The 16,516-nt window shown below is 71.1% G+C and carries 16 protein-coding genes; 11 read left to right on the top strand and 5 right to left on the bottom strand.

Going from position 1 to position 16,516, the window contains the following annotated elements; translation table 11 throughout:
- Positions 1 to 19 precede the first annotated feature (19 nt).
- Complete coding sequence (locus tag ACYVKZ_RS09105; RefSeq protein ID WP_460991828.1) at positions 20 to 1,024, top strand: CapA family protein; 1,005 nt, start codon at positions 20 to 22, stop codon at positions 1,022 to 1,024.
- A 35-nt stretch (positions 1,025 to 1,059) separates the two neighbouring features.
- On the opposite strand, the gene ACYVKZ_RS09100 is transcribed toward ACYVKZ_RS09105, so the two are convergent.
- Entirely contained in the window at positions 1,060 to 1,722 is a 663-nt protein-coding gene (locus ACYVKZ_RS09100; RefSeq protein WP_460991827.1) for a response regulator transcription factor, read from the bottom strand.
- A 72-nt stretch (positions 1,723 to 1,794) separates the two neighbouring features.
- Between ACYVKZ_RS09100 and ACYVKZ_RS09095 the strand changes: the two genes are divergently transcribed.
- From ACYVKZ_RS09095 to ACYVKZ_RS09075, 5 genes are all read left to right on the top strand, one after another.
- Positions 1,795 to 2,001, top strand: coding sequence for a hypothetical protein (locus tag ACYVKZ_RS09095; RefSeq protein WP_460991826.1), 207 nt, complete (start codon positions 1,795 to 1,797; stop codon positions 1,999 to 2,001).
- The gene (locus ACYVKZ_RS09090; protein ID WP_460991825.1) at positions 1,998 to 2,237 is read left to right on the top strand and encodes a hypothetical protein; all 240 of its coding nucleotides are present in this window, start codon (positions 1,998 to 2,000) and stop codon (positions 2,235 to 2,237) included. The genes ACYVKZ_RS09095 and ACYVKZ_RS09090 overlap by 4 nt, the downstream gene beginning before the upstream one ends.
- Before the next feature lie 123 nt (positions 2,238 to 2,360).
- Positions 2,361 to 3,884: an aldehyde dehydrogenase gene (adh, locus tag ACYVKZ_RS09085; RefSeq protein ID WP_460991824.1), complete on the top strand. Its 1,524-nt coding sequence runs from the start codon at positions 2,361 to 2,363 to the stop codon at positions 3,882 to 3,884.
- A gap of 104 nt (positions 3,885 to 3,988) precedes the next feature.
- A complete protein-coding gene (adhP, locus tag ACYVKZ_RS09080) occupies positions 3,989 to 5,017 on the top strand; it encodes an alcohol dehydrogenase AdhP (RefSeq protein WP_460991823.1) in 1,029 nt (342 codons plus the stop codon).
- Positions 5,017 to 5,421: a DUF779 domain-containing protein gene (locus tag ACYVKZ_RS09075; protein ID WP_460991822.1), complete on the top strand. Its 405-nt coding sequence runs from the start codon at positions 5,017 to 5,019 to the stop codon at positions 5,419 to 5,421. The genes adhP and ACYVKZ_RS09075 overlap by 1 nt, the downstream gene beginning before the upstream one ends.
- Before the next feature lie 22 nt (positions 5,422 to 5,443).
- Here the strand turns inward: ACYVKZ_RS09075 and ACYVKZ_RS09070 are convergent, their stop codons facing one another.
- Positions 5,444 to 6,295 carry a VanW family protein gene (locus ACYVKZ_RS09070; protein ID WP_460991821.1) on the bottom strand — a complete coding sequence of 284 codons (852 nt, stop codon included), beginning with the start codon at positions 6,293 to 6,295 and terminating at the stop codon, positions 5,444 to 5,446.
- A gap of 223 nt (positions 6,296 to 6,518) precedes the next feature.
- Here ACYVKZ_RS09070 and ACYVKZ_RS09065 point away from each other — a divergent pair, with 223 nt between their 5' ends.
- Positions 6,519 to 7,568, top strand: coding sequence for a glucose 1-dehydrogenase (locus tag ACYVKZ_RS09065; protein WP_460991820.1), 1,050 nt, complete (start codon positions 6,519 to 6,521; stop codon positions 7,566 to 7,568).
- Between the two features lies 1 nt (position 7,569).
- The gene (locus ACYVKZ_RS09060) at positions 7,570 to 9,408 is read left to right on the top strand and encodes a glycoside hydrolase family 15 protein (protein WP_460991819.1); all 1,839 of its coding nucleotides are present in this window, start codon (positions 7,570 to 7,572) and stop codon (positions 9,406 to 9,408) included.
- A gap of 127 nt (positions 9,409 to 9,535) precedes the next feature.
- On the opposite strand, the gene ACYVKZ_RS09055 is transcribed toward ACYVKZ_RS09060, so the two are convergent.
- From ACYVKZ_RS09055 to ACYVKZ_RS09045, 3 genes are all read right to left on the bottom strand, one after another.
- Complete coding sequence (locus tag ACYVKZ_RS09055) at positions 9,536 to 10,900, bottom strand: MFS transporter (protein ID WP_460991818.1); 1,365 nt, start codon at positions 10,898 to 10,900, stop codon at positions 9,536 to 9,538.
- A 54-nt stretch (positions 10,901 to 10,954) separates the two neighbouring features.
- Entirely contained in the window at positions 10,955 to 11,929 is a 975-nt protein-coding gene (locus tag ACYVKZ_RS09050; protein WP_460991817.1) for a LacI family DNA-binding transcriptional regulator, read from the bottom strand.
- Positions 11,930 to 12,052: 123 nt separating this feature from the next.
- Positions 12,053 to 12,910, bottom strand: coding sequence for an IclR family transcriptional regulator (locus ACYVKZ_RS09045; protein ID WP_460991816.1), 858 nt, complete (start codon positions 12,908 to 12,910; stop codon positions 12,053 to 12,055).
- A 223-nt stretch (positions 12,911 to 13,133) separates the two neighbouring features.
- On the opposite strand from ACYVKZ_RS09045, the gene ACYVKZ_RS09040 reads away from it, so the two are divergent.
- Genes ACYVKZ_RS09040 through ACYVKZ_RS09030 form a run of 3 tightly spaced genes read left to right on the top strand, consistent with a single transcriptional unit; the run spans position 13,134 to position 16,515 of the window.
- Positions 13,134 to 14,459: an MFS transporter gene (locus ACYVKZ_RS09040; RefSeq protein WP_460991815.1), complete on the top strand. Its 1,326-nt coding sequence runs from the start codon at positions 13,134 to 13,136 to the stop codon at positions 14,457 to 14,459.
- Positions 14,456 to 15,751: a CaiB/BaiF CoA transferase family protein gene (locus tag ACYVKZ_RS09035; RefSeq protein WP_460991814.1), complete on the top strand. Its 1,296-nt coding sequence runs from the start codon at positions 14,456 to 14,458 to the stop codon at positions 15,749 to 15,751. Before ACYVKZ_RS09040 ends, ACYVKZ_RS09035 begins: the two co-directional genes overlap by 4 nt.
- A 5-nt stretch (positions 15,752 to 15,756) precedes the next feature.
- Positions 15,757 to 16,515: an enoyl-CoA hydratase/isomerase family protein gene (locus ACYVKZ_RS09030; protein WP_460991813.1), complete on the top strand. Its 759-nt coding sequence runs from the start codon at positions 15,757 to 15,759 to the stop codon at positions 16,513 to 16,515.
- The last annotated feature ends 1 nt before the right edge of the window (position 16,516 follow it).

The raw sequence follows: 16,516 nt of genomic DNA, 5'->3' as shown, positions 1-16,516 counted from the left end.
GGCCTGAGAGGGGCCGCACGTGCGGATCGCGTTCGTGGGCGACGTCATGCTCGGCCGCCTCGTCGACGAGCGGCTGCGCACCGCGGCGCCCGCGTCGGTCTGGGGCGACACCCTGCCGGTGCTCGCGCGCGCCGACCTGCGCATCGCCAACCTCGAGTGCGTCCTCGCTCGGGACGGCTCGCCCTGGCCCGGGAAGGCCTTCCACTTCCGCTCCGCCCCGGAGAACGTCGAGTGCCTGACCGCGGCCGGCATCGACGCGGTCTCGCTCGCCAACAACCACACCCTCGACTTCGGGGCCGCGGCGCTGCTCGAGTCGGTCGCGGTGCTCGACGGCGCGGGCATCGGCCACGCCGGGGCGGGAAGGGACGACGGCGCCGCGTGGTCGCCGGCCATCGTGCGCGCCGGAGGCCTCGACGTCGGCCTCGTCGCCTTCACCGACAACACCCCCGACTGGGCCGCCGCCCCGCAGTCCGCGGGGGTGGCATACGCCCCCGTGGACGCCGCGCACCCGCTCGGGCGCCGACTCCGCGAGCTCGTCCGGGCCACGCGGGACGCGGTGGACGTCCTCGTCGTCTCGGCGCACTGGGGCGGAAACTGGGGCTCCGACGTCCCCGCCGCGCACCGGGCACTGGCACACGCCCTCGTCGAGGACGGCGCCGACGTCGTCTTCGGCCACTCGCCGCACATCGTCCGCGGCGTCGAGGTCCACCGCGGGCGACCGATCCTCTACGGCGCGGGCGACTTCATCGACGACTACGCCGTCGACCCGGCCGAGCGCAACGACCAGTCCTTCATCTTCCTGCTCGAGCTGCGCGACGGCGGGCACCTCGGCGGCGGCCCTGCCGACGGCGGTGCTGCCTCGAGGCTCCTGCTCTGGCCGACCGTCATCGTGGACCGCCGCGCATTCCTCGCCGGCCGTGCCGCGCGGCCCATCGCCGCGCGGATGGAACGGCTCTGCGCCGAACTCGGCGCCCGTCCGGTGTGGCAGGCCGCCGAAGGATGCCTGACCCTGGCGCTCGGCTGACCCACGGCGGCATGCGGCCGCGGGCCGCGGGAGGCCTAGCGCTGCTCCCGCCCCGCCGCATCGACCCGGATCCGTGCCCGGTCGGGACGGAAGCCGTGCTCGATGCCCCACAGGATGGCCTGGCTCCGGTTCGTCACCCCGATCCGGCGGTAGCAGCTGCGGATGAATGTCTTGACTGAGTTGATGGAGAGGTGCGTCCTCTCGCAGATCTCCGCATTGCCCAGGCCCTGGGTGATGAGGGCCAGTACCTCGGCCTCGCGCGGGGTGAGGCCCTCCTCCCGGCCAGGCCAGTCGCCGCGGACGCCGGTCCCGGATCCGTCGGCTGGCGCCAGCGCCCGCAGCTCACCGCGGTGCACGGCCTGGAGTGCCGAGACGAGGTGGCGCGCGGGGAGGCTTTTGGAGACGTAGGCCGTGGCCCCGTTGGCGAGCGCCGCCGAGACGAGCGCGGGGTCCAGATTCCACGAGTAGACCACGACCTTGCCCGCGAGTGGATTGGCCGCGAGCTCGCGCACGGCCTCGCCGTCCCCCTGGGTGGCCGCGAAGGTGTCGTACAGCGTGATGTCGACCGACTGCCCCACGGTCCTGCTGAGGTCAACCTCGACGACGCGGATGGCGTCGCGGTATTCCCGCAGCATGCTGACCAGGCCCTGTGCCACGACCTCGTAGTCGTTCACCAACGCCGCACGAATCGCACCCATGCTCCTAACTCTATGCGCCCTTCACCCTTTGGGGTGAAGACAGACTTGTCTGTTCCTCCTAACGTGGACGTTATGTTGCAGAGGCCAGCCGAAAGGGACCACGCCACGGTCCGCGAACTCATCGTGGAGCTCGCCGAAGTAGAGGATGCCCTGCGCCAGGCGGGTGGCCGCGGGGCGCGCGGATCCGCGGAGGCGCTGGCGGAGCGCGAGCGGGAGATCGTCGCCGCGCTGCACGAGCGCGGCCTCTCGTTCCACGCCCAGGGGGCAGACCGCACGTGACGTCCCCTGACGCCCAGAGGGTCATCGTCAGGGACGGCGGGATGGAGGTCCACGGGTACGCCGTGGCGTCCGACGGCCGCCGGGTCTACGTCGTCTGGGAGGTCGCCTCCGGGCGGCGCCGGCAGCGCAGCTTCAACGCTGAGACGGTCTTCGTCCCGGGAACCACCCTGCCGTGGGCGGGTGTGCCGATTCCGGTCGGCCAGCTCGGCGGCCCGTACCGCCTCCGTCGGCGCTGACCCGGGGCGCCCGCCGGGCGCCCGTGATCCACGCCACACGTCTGCAACCAGCCTGCAACCCCTCCGCTCCTACGCTCACTGCAACGCCGGTCCACCGGCACCAGGAGACAAGGGAGTTTCGCCATGACCGTCTACGCCTTCCCCGGTACCGAGGGATCCAAGGTCACCTTCAAGGACCGCTACGAGAACTTCATTGGCGGCGAGTGGGTCGCCCCCGTCGGCGGAGAGTACTTCGAGAACATCACCCCGGTCACCGGCAAGGTGTTCTGCGAGGTCGCGCGCTCGCAGGCCGCGGACATCGACCTCGCCCTCGACGCCGCCCACAAGGCGGCTCCCGGCTGGGGCAAGACCTCCGTGGCCGAACGTGCGCTCATCCTGCACCGCATCGCGGACCGCATCGAGGAGAACCTCGAGATGCTCGCCGTCGCCGAGACGTGGGACAACGGCAAGCCCGTCCGCGAGACCCTCGCCGCGGACCTGCCGCTCGCCGTCGACCACTTCCGCTACTACGCCGGCGCCATCCGCGCCCAGGAGGGCTCGCTCTCCCAAATCGACGAGAACACCACCGCGTACCACTTCCACGAGCCGCTCGGCGTGGTCGGGCAGATCATCCCGTGGAACTTCCCGCTCCTCATGGCCACGTGGAAGCTCGCCCCCGCCCTCGCTGCCGGCAACGCCGTGGTCCTCAAGCCGGCCGAGCAGACCCCGGCGAGCATCCTCGTCCTGGCCGAGCTGATCGGCGACCTCCTCCCCGCCGGCGTGCTCAACGTCGTCAACGGCTTCGGCGTCGAGGCCGGCAAGCCGCTGGCCTCGAGCCCGCGCATCCGCAAGATCGCCTTCACCGGCGAGACCACCACGGGCCGGCTCATCATGCAGTACGCGTCCCAGAACCTTATCCCGGTCACCCTCGAGCTCGGCGGCAAGAGCCCGAACATCTTCTTCGACGACATCGCCGCCAAGGATGACGCGTTCTACGACAAGGCCCAGGAGGGCTTCACCCTCTTCGCCCTCAACCAGGGCGAGGTCTGCACCTGCCCGTCCCGCGCCCTGATCCAGGAGGGCATCTACGATCGCTTCCTCGGCGACGTCGTGGAGCGCACCAAGAAGATCAAGCAGGGCAACCCGCTCGACACCGAGACGATGATCGGCGCGCAGGCCTCCAACGACCAGCTCGAGAAGATCCTCTCCTACATCGAGATCGGCAAGGCCGAGGGCGCCAAGGTCCTCACCGGCGGAAAGCGCGCCGAACTGCCGGGCGAGCTCGCGGGCGGCTACTACGTCGAGCCCACCGTGTTCGAGGGCAGCAACCGGATGCGCATCTTCCAGGAGGAGATCTTCGGCCCCGTCGTCTCCGTCACCAAGTTCTCCGACTACGAGGAAGCCCTCGAGATCGCCAACGACACCCTCTACGGCCTCGGCGCCGGCGTCTGGTCCCGCGACGGCAACACCGCCTACCGCGCAGGCCGCGACATCCAGGCCGGCCGCGTCTGGGTGAACAACTACCACGCCTACCCCGCGCATGCCGCGTTCGGCGGCTACAAGTCCTCCGGCATCGGGCGCGAGACCCACCTCATGATGCTCGAGCACTACCAGCAGACCAAGAACCTGCTCGTCTCCTACGCCGAGTCCAAGCTCGGCTTCTTCTAGGCCGTACACCACGCCTGCCGCAGGGCGCACGACGGCGGCGGCGACCCGCCGCCGTCGTGCGTCCCGCCTTCCACACCCACCCCGCCATGCAAAGGAGCATGACCATGACCACTCCCACGACCTTCAAGGCCGCCGTCGTCCACACCTTCGGGGACGAACTGACCGTCGACGAGCTGCAGGTGCCCACGCCCGGCCCGGGCCAGGCGCTCGTGAAGCTCATCTCGAGCGGCGTCTGCCACACCGACCTCCACGCGGCCCAGGGCGACTGGCCCGTCAAGCCCACGCTCCCGCTCGTGCCCGGCCACGAGGGCGTGGGCACCGTCGTCGCCGTCGGCGAGGGGGTCACCGACGTCGCCGAGGGCGACCTCGTCGGCAACGCCTGGCTGTGGAGCGCGTGCGGCACGTGCCAGTACTGCCGCACCGGCTGGGAGACCCTGTGCGAGGCCCAGCAGAACGGCGGCTACGGCGTGGACGGCTCGTTCGGGCAGTACATGCTGGTCGACACCAGGTTCGCCGCGCGGATCCCCGAGGGCTCCGACCCGTACGAGGTGGCCCCGGTCCTGTGCGCCGGGGTGACGGTGTACAAGGGCCTCAAGCAGACCGAGGTCCGGCCCGGCGAGTGGGTCGTCATCTCCGGCATCGGCGGCCTCGGCCACATCGCGGTGCAGTACGCGGTGGCGATGGGCATGCGCGTGGCCGCCGTCGACGTCGCGGACGAGAAGCTCGCCCTCGCGAAGAAGCACGGCGCCGAGGTGACCGTCAACGCATTCGCCGAGGACCCGGCGTCGGCCATCCAGGCGGCCACCGGCGGCGCCCACGGCGTCCTCGTCACGGCCGTCCACCCGGCCGCCTTCGGCCAGGCGATCGGCATGGCGCGGCGCGGCGGGACGATCGTGTTCAACGGGCTGCCCCCGGGCGACTTCCCGGCGCCGATCTTCGACATCGTGCTCAAGGGCCTCACGATCCGCGGCTCGATCGTCGGCACGCGGCAGGACCTCGAGGAGGCGCTCGACTTCTACGCGCGCGGGCTCATCCACCCCACGTTCCACACGCGGGACCTGGAGGAGATCAACCAGGTCTTCGACGAGATGCACCACGCCAAGATCGACGGCCGCGTGGTCATCAAGTACTGATGGCCACCGAGCACGCGGCAGCGCTCGCGGCACGGCCGGTGCGGCCCGGCGAGGACTTCTCCCGGGTCGCGCTGACCGCGCCCGCGCTGGCCCTCCTGGACACCCTCTGGGAGCGCCACGGGCCGCTCATGTTCCACCAGTCCGGCGGCTGCTGCGACGGGTCTGCGCCGATGTGCTACCCCGACGGGGACCTCATCACAGGCGACGCGGACGTGCTCCTGGGCGTGTTCGACCTCGCCGGGCGCGGGGAGCTGCCCTTCTGGATGTCCCGGGAGCAGTTCGGCTACTGGTCCCACACGCATCTCACGGTGGACGTGGTGATGGGGCGGGGGAGCGGCTTCTCCCTCGAGGCCCCTGAGGGGAAGCGGTTCCTGATCCGCAGCGAGATCCTGGACATCCCGTAGGGCCTGTCCGTTCCCGCCTCGGTCACCGGGCGGCCACGGCGGCTGGGCGCTCGTCGAGGATCGGGTAGCGGATGAGCTCCTCGGGGTAGCAGACCAGCGCCGTGGTGGTGGACACGTGCTGCCGCAGCACCTCGAGCCCGGTCCTCTTGTCCCGCGCGGTCCGGTGGATGGTGTTGTGGCGGTAGACGTTCCCGTCCTGCCGGAAGAAGCAGGAATCCTGCTCGTGGACGTGGTACTTGAGCGGCAGGGCGGATTCGGCGCGGAGCTCCCCGGAGAGGTATTGGGCTCCGGCGGAGACCCGCAGCTGGAACGTCTGCGAGGTGGGATTCCGGAAGCGGTAGTCCAGGTAGTTGTACACGATCGAGGTCCCGGTGCCGAAGGGGATCTGGCGGTTGAAGTCCGGGAAGAGGTCGAGCCCGGAGTGGTGATGGTGCTCCACGACCTCGAGGGGCGCGTGGAGCACCATCCAATGGATGAGGTTGGTGAACTGGCACATTCCGCCGCCGATCCCGCTCGCGGCCCGGTCGTGGTCGATCGTGAGGCCTTCCCTGTAGCCGCGCCGGGCGGTCACCGGCCCGACGAGCTTCCAGAACGAGAACACCTCTCCGGGGCGGATCAGCACGCCGTCCACCTTCGGCGCCGCGATGGACAGGCTCACCGCCTTGTTCTCCTGCAGCTCCGGGTTCACGTTGCCCAGGCGCCTGCGGATCAGGGAACTGTGCCGGTACACCACCGCCGGGAGGTCCGCCGCATCGCGGGCCCCCGCCAGGCGCAAGGACGGCCGGAGGTCACTCACATTCCGCAGGAGCCTGCCCTTGGCCACGGACATGCGGTAGGTGATCGGGTGAATCTCGCCGAATAGCCTGCGCGCCATGGATTCCACCTCAGCTGCCTCGATGATGGCCCCAGCATAGGGCCGTCGACCGCGGACGACGGTGTGCGGCGGCCGCGCGCCGTCGGGCGGTGCCCCGGGGCCGCCCGGGAGTCTGCTGGGAGCCGCCTCGGCGTCCGCCCAGAATCGGTTTCGACGCCCCTGCCCGCGGGAAGCCTTCACGCGAGAGAGACAACGGACAGCGACCGGATGGAAGGTGGACCCCGTGAGGGCTTTGGGCGTACGGCCGGGTGTGAAGGATTCCCTCGAGCTGCTGCAGGTGGACGCGCCGGCAGAGGGCGAGGGCAGCGTGCTCGTGGAGGTGATCGCCGTCGGCCTCTGCGGGACGGACAAGGAGATCGTCTCCGGCGAGTACGGGGAGGCGCCGGACGGCAGCGACCACCTCATCCTCGGCCACGAGAACCTCGGCCGCGTCCTCTCGGCGCCCGAGGGCTCCGGCCTCGCGGAGGGCGACCTCGTGGTGGGCATCGTGCGCCGGCCCGACCCGGTGCCGTGCCCGGCGTGCGCGCAGGGCCAGTGGGACATGTGCCGCAACGGCAAGTACACCGAGCACGGCATCAAGGGCCTCCACGGGTTCGCCCGCGAGCAGTACCGCGCCGACCCGGACGCCGTCGTGAAGCTCGATCCCGCGCTCGCGGACGTGGGCGTGCTGCTCGAGCCGACCACGATCGTGGCCAAGGCCTGGCAGCACACCGAGGCCATCGGGGAGCGGGCGTTCTTCGACCCGAAGGTCGCGGTCGTGACGGGCGCGGGCCCGGTCGGGCTGCTCGCCGCGCTGCTGGGAGTCCAGCGGGGCCTCGAGGTGCACGTCTTCGACCAGGTGGAGGACGGCCCGAAGCCGGAGCTGGTCAAGGCGCTCGGGGCGACCTACCACACGGACACGCTGACCGACTCGGGGGTCCTCGCCGACGTCCTGATCGAGTGCACCGGCGTGCCGTCCGTGGTCATGGAGACCATCACCCGGCACGGCCTGGACGCCGTCACGTGCCTCACCGGCGTCTCGTCCACGGGCAAGCGGCTCCCGGTCGACGTCGGCGCGGCGAACCGCGAGGCCGTGCTCGGCAACGACGTGGTCTTCGGCTCCGTCAACGCCAACCGCGGCCACTACGAGGCCGCCGCTGAGGCGCTGAAGAAGGCCGACGGCGACTGGCTGGCCCGGCTGATCACCCGCCGGGTGCCGCTGGAGGACTTCGCGAAGGCCTTCGAGCGCCAGCAGGACGACGTCAAGGTAGTCCTCGACGTCCAGGGGGCCTGAGATGGCGCGGATCGAGGACTACGCCCTCATCGGCGACCTGCACACCGCGGCCCTCGTGGCCACGGACGGGTCGATCGACTGGCTGTGCCTGCCGCACTTCGACTCACCGGCCTGCTTCGCGTCCCTTCTGGCTGACTCCGAGGCAGGGCGGTGGATCATCGCCCCGGAGGGCGCCGGGGCCTGCACCCGCCGGCAGTACCGCGAGGGGACGCTCATCCTCGAGACGGAGTGGGAGGCCGAGGGCGGCACCGTGCGGGTCACCGACTTCATGCCCCCGCGTGACGGCGTGGCCGATGTGGTGCGGATCGTCGAGGGCGTCAGCGGCAGCGTGAGGATGCACACCGAGCTCGTGCTCAGGTTCGACTACGGGCACGTTGTCCCGTGGGTGCGGCGCACCGAGAGGGGCGTGCACGCCGTCGCCGGCCCCGACTCGGTCTACCTTGCCAGCAGCGTCCCGGTCCGCGGCGAGCACTTCCGCACGGTGGGCGACTTCACCGTCGCCGCAGGGGATCGGGCGTCCTTTGTCCTCACGTGGGGCCCGAGCCACGAGAAGCCTCCCCGGGGCGTGGATGCCGAGAAGGCCCTGAAGCGGACCGTGGACTACTGGGAGCAGTGGACGGCCCGGAGCCAGGCCACGGGACCGTACCGCGAGGCGATCCAGCGCTCGCTGATCACGCTCAAGGCCCTGACCTACATGCCCACCGGCGGGATCGTCGCCGCCGCGACGACGTCCCTGCCCGAGCAGATCGGCGGCCCCCGCAACTGGGACTACCGCTACTGCTGGCTGCGGGATGCGACGTGGACGCTGCAGTCCCTCATGGCAGGCGGGTACACCGACGAGGCCGCGGCATGGCGGGACTGGCTCCTGCGCGCGGTGGCCGGAGACCCCGCCGACCTGCAGATCATGTACTCGCTCCACGGGGCCCGCCGCCTCCCGGAGGCCGAGCTCGACTGGCTGCCAGGCTTCGAGGGGTCCTCCCCGGTACGCACGGGGAACGCGGCCGCGGGCCAGTTCCAGCTCGACGTCTGGGGCGAGGTGCTCGACGGCCTCGCGCTGACGCGCAACACGCTCTCCGACGACGGCGACGAGTCGTGGGACCTGCAGATCGCCATCATGGAGCACCTCGAGAAGATCTGGGACCAGCCGGACAACGGCCTGTGGGAGATGCGCGGCCCCCGCCGGCACTTCACCCACTCGAAGGTGATGGCGTGGGTCGCCGCCGACCGCATGGTCAAAGGGGTTGAGGAGTCAGGGCTGCCCGGGCCCGTGGACCGCTGGCGTGCGCTGCGGGACCGCATCCACGCTGACGTGCTCGAGCACGGCTTCGACCAGGAGCGGAACACGTTCGTGCAGTCCTATGGGAGCGACCAGCTCGACGCGAGCCTGCTGCTCATCCCGCGCGTGGGATTCCTCCCGCACGACGACCCCCGCGTGATCGGCACCATCGAGGCCATCCAGCGCGACCTGACGCAGGACGGCTTCGTGCTCAGGTACAACCCCCAGAGCAGCGACGACGGGCTCCCGGGCCAGGAGGGCATCTTCGTGGCCTGTTCGTTCTGGCTCGTCGAGGCCCTCCTCGGGGCCGGGCGGAGCGACGAGGCCGAGAAGCTGTTCTCCCGCCTGCTCGAGCTGCGCAACGATGTGGGCCTGCTGAGCGAGGAATGGGACCCGGACGCGCGCCGCCAGCTCGGCAACACCCCTCAGGCGTTCAGCCACTTCGCGCTGATCACGACGGCGATGCAGCTGCACCACGGGGGCGCCCACAGCAGCGACGCGCCCGTCGGCGGACGCAAGAGGCGCCGGCACCCCCAGAAGGACCCCGCATCGTCAGGGACATGACCCCACAACACAGGGACATGACCCCACAACACAGGGACATGACCCCTCAACGGTGTTCGCGCTGAGGGGTCATGTCCCTGATGGTGAGGAGTCAGATCCGCGCCCCTGAGGGGTCAGATCCGCCGGCCTACTTGGTGCCGCGGACGGGGTTGCCGAGCTCGTGGATCGGCGTCCGGAAGGTCTCGCGGGCCCAGATGGCGCCGATGAGGGCGAGGATCGTGGAGCCGGCCACGATCCAGGCGGCCGGGCCCCAGTTGGCCGCGGCCTTGCCGACGAGGGCGGTGCCGAGCAGCGGCGTGAAGCCTGCGCACAGGATGCCGATCTGGAGGCCGACGGCCATGCCCGAGTAGCGGACGCGGACGTTGAACAGCTCGGCGAACCAGGCCGGGTAGATGGCGTTGGACATCGCGTACGTGCCGGCCGTGATGAGGGTCGAGACCACGAAGACGAGCGGGATGTTCGCCGTCGAGATGGCCCAGAAGTAGACGAAGATGAGCACGGCCGAGCCGCTGATGCCGGCGATGAAGATCGGCTTCCGTCCGAACTTGTCGGCGAACATCGCGGAGAGCGGCTGGGTGGCGATGGCGATGACGTTGCCGACGATGCTGACCCACAGCATGGTCTGGGCGTTGATGCCCACCGAGACGGCGTAGGCCAGGCCGAAGGACTGCATGAACGTGTTGGTCACGGTCTCGAAGGACATCAGGGCGACCTGGATGAACTGCGCCGGGTGGGTCCGGAGCATGTCGAGGAAGGGAAGCTTGACCAGCTCGTGGTGCTGGGCCTTCTCCTCGAAGACCTCGGGCTCCTCGAGGGTGCGCCGGACGAGGAACGCGACGATCAGGACCACGATCGAGGACCAGAACGGGATCCTCCAGCCCCAGGCGAGGCGGTCGGCATTGGACATCGCGGCGACGGGGAGGAACACGAGCGAGGCCAGGACGATGCCCGTGGAGATGCCGCTCATCGAGAACGACGGGAAGAACGCGCGGCGTCCCACCGGGGACTCCTCCATCGTCAGGGCCGATGCGCCCGCGGTCTCGGCCCCGGCAGAGAGACCCTGCAGCAGCCGCAGGGCCACGAGCAGGACCGGCGCGAGGTAGCCGACCGCGTGGAAGTCCGGGAGCGCGCCGATGAGGAACGTCGAGGCGCCCATGAGCACGAGCGTGAGCACGAGCGTGTTCTTGCGCCCGATCCGGTCGCCGAGGTGCCCGAAGACGATCGCGCCGAACGGCCGTGCCACGTAGGCCACGCCGAAGGTGGCGAACGAGGAGATCTGCGCGACCACCGGATCACCGGAGGGGAAGAAGATCTTGGAGAACACGAGGGATGCCGCGGTCGCGTACACGAAGAAGTCGTAGTACTCGAGGGCGCCGCCGAGGAAGGCGGCGAGGGCGGCCTTCTTGGCCCGCCGGACGCGGCGCGTCTGCTCCTCGGGGGTTGCGATGTCGGGGTCGACGATGCCGGACGGCGTGTCGGAGTAGCTGCTCATGAGCTCGTCTTTCGTCACTGAGGGCGGAACGGAGAAGGGGGAGCGCGGGGCCGGTCAGGCGAGCGCGGGGGCGGGGCCAGTGCTGTCGCGGACCACGAGGTCCCCTGACAGATGGACCGTGCTGGCCGGGCGATCGGGGTCGCCGATGCGCTCGGTCAGCATGCGGAGGGCGACGGCGCCGCCCCGCTCGTACGGTGTGTTCACCGTGGTCAGGGTGGGACGGGAGGCGGAGGCGAGCCAGACGTCGTCGAACCCGACGACGCTGAGGTCCTTGCCCACACGGATCCCGCGGTCGGCGAGGCGGTTCATGCACCCGAAGGCCATGAGGTCGTTGTGGGCGATCACCGCGGTGACGGGCTCGGCCAGGACCAGGTCCGCTCCCCGCACCCCCGCGATGTAGGTCGGCTCGGCGTGCGTGAGCACGCGCAGGGTGACGCCGAGGTGGTCGGCGGCCTCCTCCGCGGCGGCCAGGCGCACCCGGGAGGTGTAGTTGTCCTCCCAGCTGGCGAGGTACGCGATGGCCCGGTGGCCGAGCGCCGCAAGATGCTCGACCGCCTGGCGGGCCCCCTCCGGTGCGGAGAGGATCACCGAGGGCAGGCCCTCGACCACGTGGTTGATGAGCACCACGGGCGAGACGGCGTCGAGCGCGTGGATGCGGGCGGCATCCAGCCTCGGGGCGAAGACGATCGCGCCGTCCACGCGCCCGATGATGCGCTCGAGCTCCTCGGCGTCGGCCTCGGGGTCGTCGTCGCCGTCGACCATGATGAGCGAGAGCGACTGCCGGCGGCACGAGGACTGGATGGCCCGCACGAGCGGCGGGTAGTAGGGGTTGGAGATGTCCGGGATGTACAGGGCGACGGTCCCGGTCGACTCGGCCTTGGCCGGCGCGGCGCTGTAGCCCAGCTCCGCGGCCACGGCCAGGACCCGCTCCCGCGTCTCGGTGTTGACCGAGTCCGGGCGCGTGAAGGACCGGGAGACCGTGGACTTGGAGACGCCGGCGGCGCTGGCGATGTCAGCGATCGTCGCCATCGGGACCTCCTCGTTCCGGTTCGCATCCTGTGGCCGCCATCACAGCCACCACTCAAGATTGACACCGTTTCTGCAACGCGTCAAGCCGTTGCAGAAATCTACTGGAACCGATGCAGTGAGGGCCTAGGCTCCTGCGGCGGAGAGCCTCCGGCCGCCCCGCCCGCCCCCCGCGGGCGCGGACGCGGGCGGGGCGGCGGTGGGGTGCGGCTCGGGCGCCCGGTAGCCCATGGCCTCGCTGGCCTCGCGGGCTGCGCGCGCCACGGCGGGTCCCAGCCGGTCGACGTCGTCCGGCCCGACCCGCTGGACGGGGAAGCCGACGCCGAGCACAGCCGCGAGGTCTCCGGTGTGGCTGTAGACCGGGGCGCTGATGGAGCCGACGTCGCTGTTGCGCTCGCCGAAGGCGGCGAAGAACCCCTGCAGGCGGGCCTGCTCCACCTGCTCGTCCAGCTGCTCCCAGCTGTCCGGGGTGTGGGCCGTGAACCTGGTCAGTTCGGCGTCCTCGATCGCGGCCCGGGCCTCGGGGTCGAACGCGAGGAAGATCTTCCCCGGCGCCCCGGCGTGGATCGGCATCACCTGGCCCACATAGAACGGCCGCATCACCACGTGGCGGGTCTCGGCGACCGACACCACGGTGCGGTGCGCGCCGTCGCGCACATAGAGGCAGGCCGTCTCCCCGGTCTCGTCGCGCAGGGCGTGGAGGATGGGCCGGACCGTGCGCACGATGTCGAGGCCGATCGTGCCCGGCGTGGCCCACCGAACGAGCTGGATCCCGATCCGGTACGTGTCGCCGTCCTTGTCGAGGAAGCCCTCGCGCACCATGTTCTGCACGAGGCGCTGGCACGTGCTCTGGGGCAGGCCGGTGCCCCGGATGATCTGCTGCAGCGTGGGCTCGGGCGCTTCCGCGGAAAAGCAGTCGAGGATCGCCGAGACCTTGGCGAGCACCAGGAGTGGTGCGCCGACGCTGCCTGATTCCTTCGCCATCACCGCGATGCCTCCTCCTGGGCGGCGGGCCGCCGTGGCCCAGCTCACATTCTCTGATGAAAAACCGTTGACATGCCGATTGTTCAACCCGGAATATGGGTACGCAAATCACAATACGGGTTTCGCAGCTCGAAGACGAGCAGGGAAGGCGCTTGCAGACGAGCCGGGAGATCGCCCCGAAGACAGGGCCCACTGGACCCCGCATCATGCCAATGGAGGACTGATGAGTGTTCACGCAGTAACCCGCGAACAGGCCGTGCGCCGAGCCACCTATGCGAGCGTGGTGGGCACCACGATCGAGTGGTACGACTTCTTCCTCTACGGGACGGCGGCCGCGCTCGTGTTCCCGCACCTGTTCTTCCCGGGCGGGGACAACTTCGCCGGGGTCATCGCGGCCTTCGGCACCCAGTTCGTCGGCTTCGTGGCCCGCCCCGTCGGTGCGGCCATCTTCGGCCACTACGGCGACCGGATCGGGCGCAAGACGACGCTCATGGTCACCCTGTTCCTCATGGCGTTCGGCACCGTGCTGATCGGCGTGCTCCCGACCTACCAGGTCATCGGCGTCTGGGCCCCGATCCTCCTGACCGTGTTGCGCATCATCCAGGGCATCGGCGTGGGCGGCGAGTGGGGCGGCTCCGTGCTCATCGCCATGGAATGGGGCCACAAGGAGCGCCGCGGCCTCTCGGCAAGCTGGCCGCAGATGGGCGTCCCGCTGGGCCTCGTGCTCTCGACCGGCCTGGTCCGCCTGACCTCCGGCGTGACCGGCCCGGACTTCTCCGCCTGGGGCTGGCGCGTGCCGTTCCTGCTGAGCATCATCCTGGTCGGCGTGGGCCTGTTCGTGCGGCTGCGCGTGGTGGAGAGCCCGGAGTTCGAGGAGGTCCGCACCCAGGACAAGGTGGTGCGCGTGCCGCTGCTCGAGGCCATCCGCCGCCAGCCCAAGGAGATCCTCCTGACCGCGCTGGTGCGCACCTCCGAGCAGGCGCCGTTCTACCTGTTCATCACGTTCGTCATCACCTACGCGACCAAGCAGCTGAAGTTCAACAGCGACGCGATCCTCGTGGACACCCTCATCGCCGCGGCCCTCGGGCTCATCAGCATCCCGGTGTTCGGCAGGCTCTCCGACCGGTTCGGCAGGAAGCTCATCTACGGCATCGGCGTGGTGCTCACCGCCCTCTATGCCTTCCCGTACTTCGGGCTGATGAACAGCGGCAACGCACTGTTCATCGGCATCGCCGTCGTGGTGAGCCTCATCTTCCACGACATCCAGTACGGCCCCCAGGCCGCCCTCATCGCGGAGAGCTTCGACGCCGACATCCGGTACACCGGAGCGGGCCTGGGCTACCAGCTCGCGAGTGTGATCGCCGGCGGCCCGGCCCCGCTCATCGCCGCCGCCCTCCTGGCCGGCACGGGCAGCTCCGTCCCGATCTCGATCTACATCATCATCTGCGCGGCGGTCAGCATGGCAGCGCTCCTGCTGCTGCCCAGCAGGCGTACGGCGGGGGCCGCAGCGCCCGCGGCCCGCTCGCACAGGTCCATGAGGCACGCATGACGGTGCACGAGACGGGCGTCCGCCCGGGCGCGGCCCACTCGGCGGCGCCCGGCGCGGCCCGGGGCACCGCGCCCGGCACCAGCCCAGACCAGTCCTCCGCCCCGGAGGGTCCGCTGCGCGACCTCGTGGTCCTGGACCTGAGCCGCATCCTCTCCGGCCCGTTCGCGACTATGACCCTCGCGGACCTCGGGGCGGACGTGATCAAGGTCGAGCAGCCCGGCCGCGGCGACGACACGAGGCAGTGGGGCCCGCCGTTCCAGGGCGAGGAGGCCGCCTACTACCTCTCCGTGAACCGCAACAAGCGCAGCCTCGCGGTGGACCTCAAGTCCGAGGAGGGGCTCGCCGCGGTCCGCCGGCTCGCGCGCCGCGCCGACGTGGTGGTGGAGAACTTCCGCCCGGGGACCGCGCAGCGGCTCGGCCTCGGCTACGAGGAGCTTGCCGCCGAGAATCCCGGCCTGATCTACGCCTCGATCAGCGGCTACGGGCAGACCGGGCCCGAGGCCTCCAGCGCCGGGTACGACGCGATCGCCCAGGCCCGCAGCGGGATCATGAGCGTCACGGGGGAGACGGACGGCCCCCCGGTCCGGTTCGGGGTGAGCGGCTCCGACCTCATCGCGGGCACCTGGGCCGTGATCGGCATCCTCGCGGCCCTGCACGAGCGCGACCGCACGGGCCGCGGCCAGTGGGTGGACATCAGCCTGCTCGACGGCTCGGTCTCCTGGCTCACCTACGTGGCCAGCGGCTACTTCGCCAGCGGCGAGACCCCCAAGCGGTACGGCTCGGCCCACCCCACCATCGCCCCCTACCAGGCGTTCCCCACCGCCGACGGCTGGATCATGGTCGCTGTGGGCAACGACGGGCTCTGGCGCCGCTTCACCGGCGCCGTGGGGCGGCCCGAGCTCGCCGAGGATCCCCGCTTCCGCGCCAACCCGCTCCGCGTGGCCCACCGCGACGAGCTGATCCCCCTCCTCGAGGAGATCCTGCGGACACGGCCGACGGCGGACTGGCTCGCCGCGCTCGCCGACGCCGGCGTCCCCGTGGGCCCGATCCAGACCGTCGCCGAGGCGGTCCGGGACCCGCAGGTCCTCGCCCGGGGGATGGTTGCCGAGGTCGAGCACCCCACCGCGGGGCGCCTGAGGACGCTGGCCTGCCCCATCCGCCTCACCCGCACCCCCGCAGCCGTGCGGACGCCCCCGCCGCTGCTCGGCCAGCACAGCGACGAGGTGCTCGCGGGCCTCGGCTACAGCCAGGACGACCTCGAGCGCCTCCACGCCACGGGTGCGCTGGGATGACGGGTGTGGCGGTGCAGGCCGCGGACGTGACGGTCGACGACGACGGCTCGCTCGCCGTCGTCACGTTCGGCACCGGGCGGCGCCTCAACGCGCTGCGGACCGAGCACTGGGAGGCGCTCGCCCGGGCCGCCGCCTCCCTGGCCGGCCGGAGCGGGCTGCGCGCGGTGGTGCTGCGCGGCCGCGGCGGCGTGTTCTGCGCCGGCTCCGACCTGCGCGAGTGGGAGCACGCACCGATGGCCGAGGTGGACCGCAGCTTCTGGCAGCTCGAGCAGGCGCTGCGGGCCATCGAGGACCTGCCGATGCCCACGGTCGCGGTGATCGAGGGCGTGGCCGCCGGGGGCGGCTGCCAGCTCGCGCTCGCGTGCGACCTGCAGATCACCGCCGCGACGGCGCAGGTGGGCATGCCCATCTCCCGGCTGGGGATCCTGCCCTCGGCCTCCTTCGCCGCCCGCATGGCGTTGCGGATTGGGCCCTCGCGGACCAAGGACCTGCTGTACGGCGGCCGGATGCTCAGCGGGGAGGAGGCGCACGGGATCGGCCTCGTGAGCACGCTCGTCGCGGACGGCGGAGCCGAGGCCGAGCTCGAGCGGGTCCTCGCCCAGTGGGCCACGCTCGCGCCGGCGTCCCTGCGTGCGGCGAAGGCCGCCGTGGACCGCGGGCTGCAGCCGCTCACCGGGCCGGCCCGGCGGGAGCCGCCCGGCCCCGCCGTCGACGCGGAGGACTTCCCGCCGCGCATCGCCGCCTTCTTCGACCGGCGGAGGTGAC

The organism is Sinomonas soli (genome assembly GCF_054782415.1).
The sequence above is the reverse complement of the archived record's forward strand: the minus strand, read 5'-3'. Positions and strand labels throughout refer to the sequence as shown.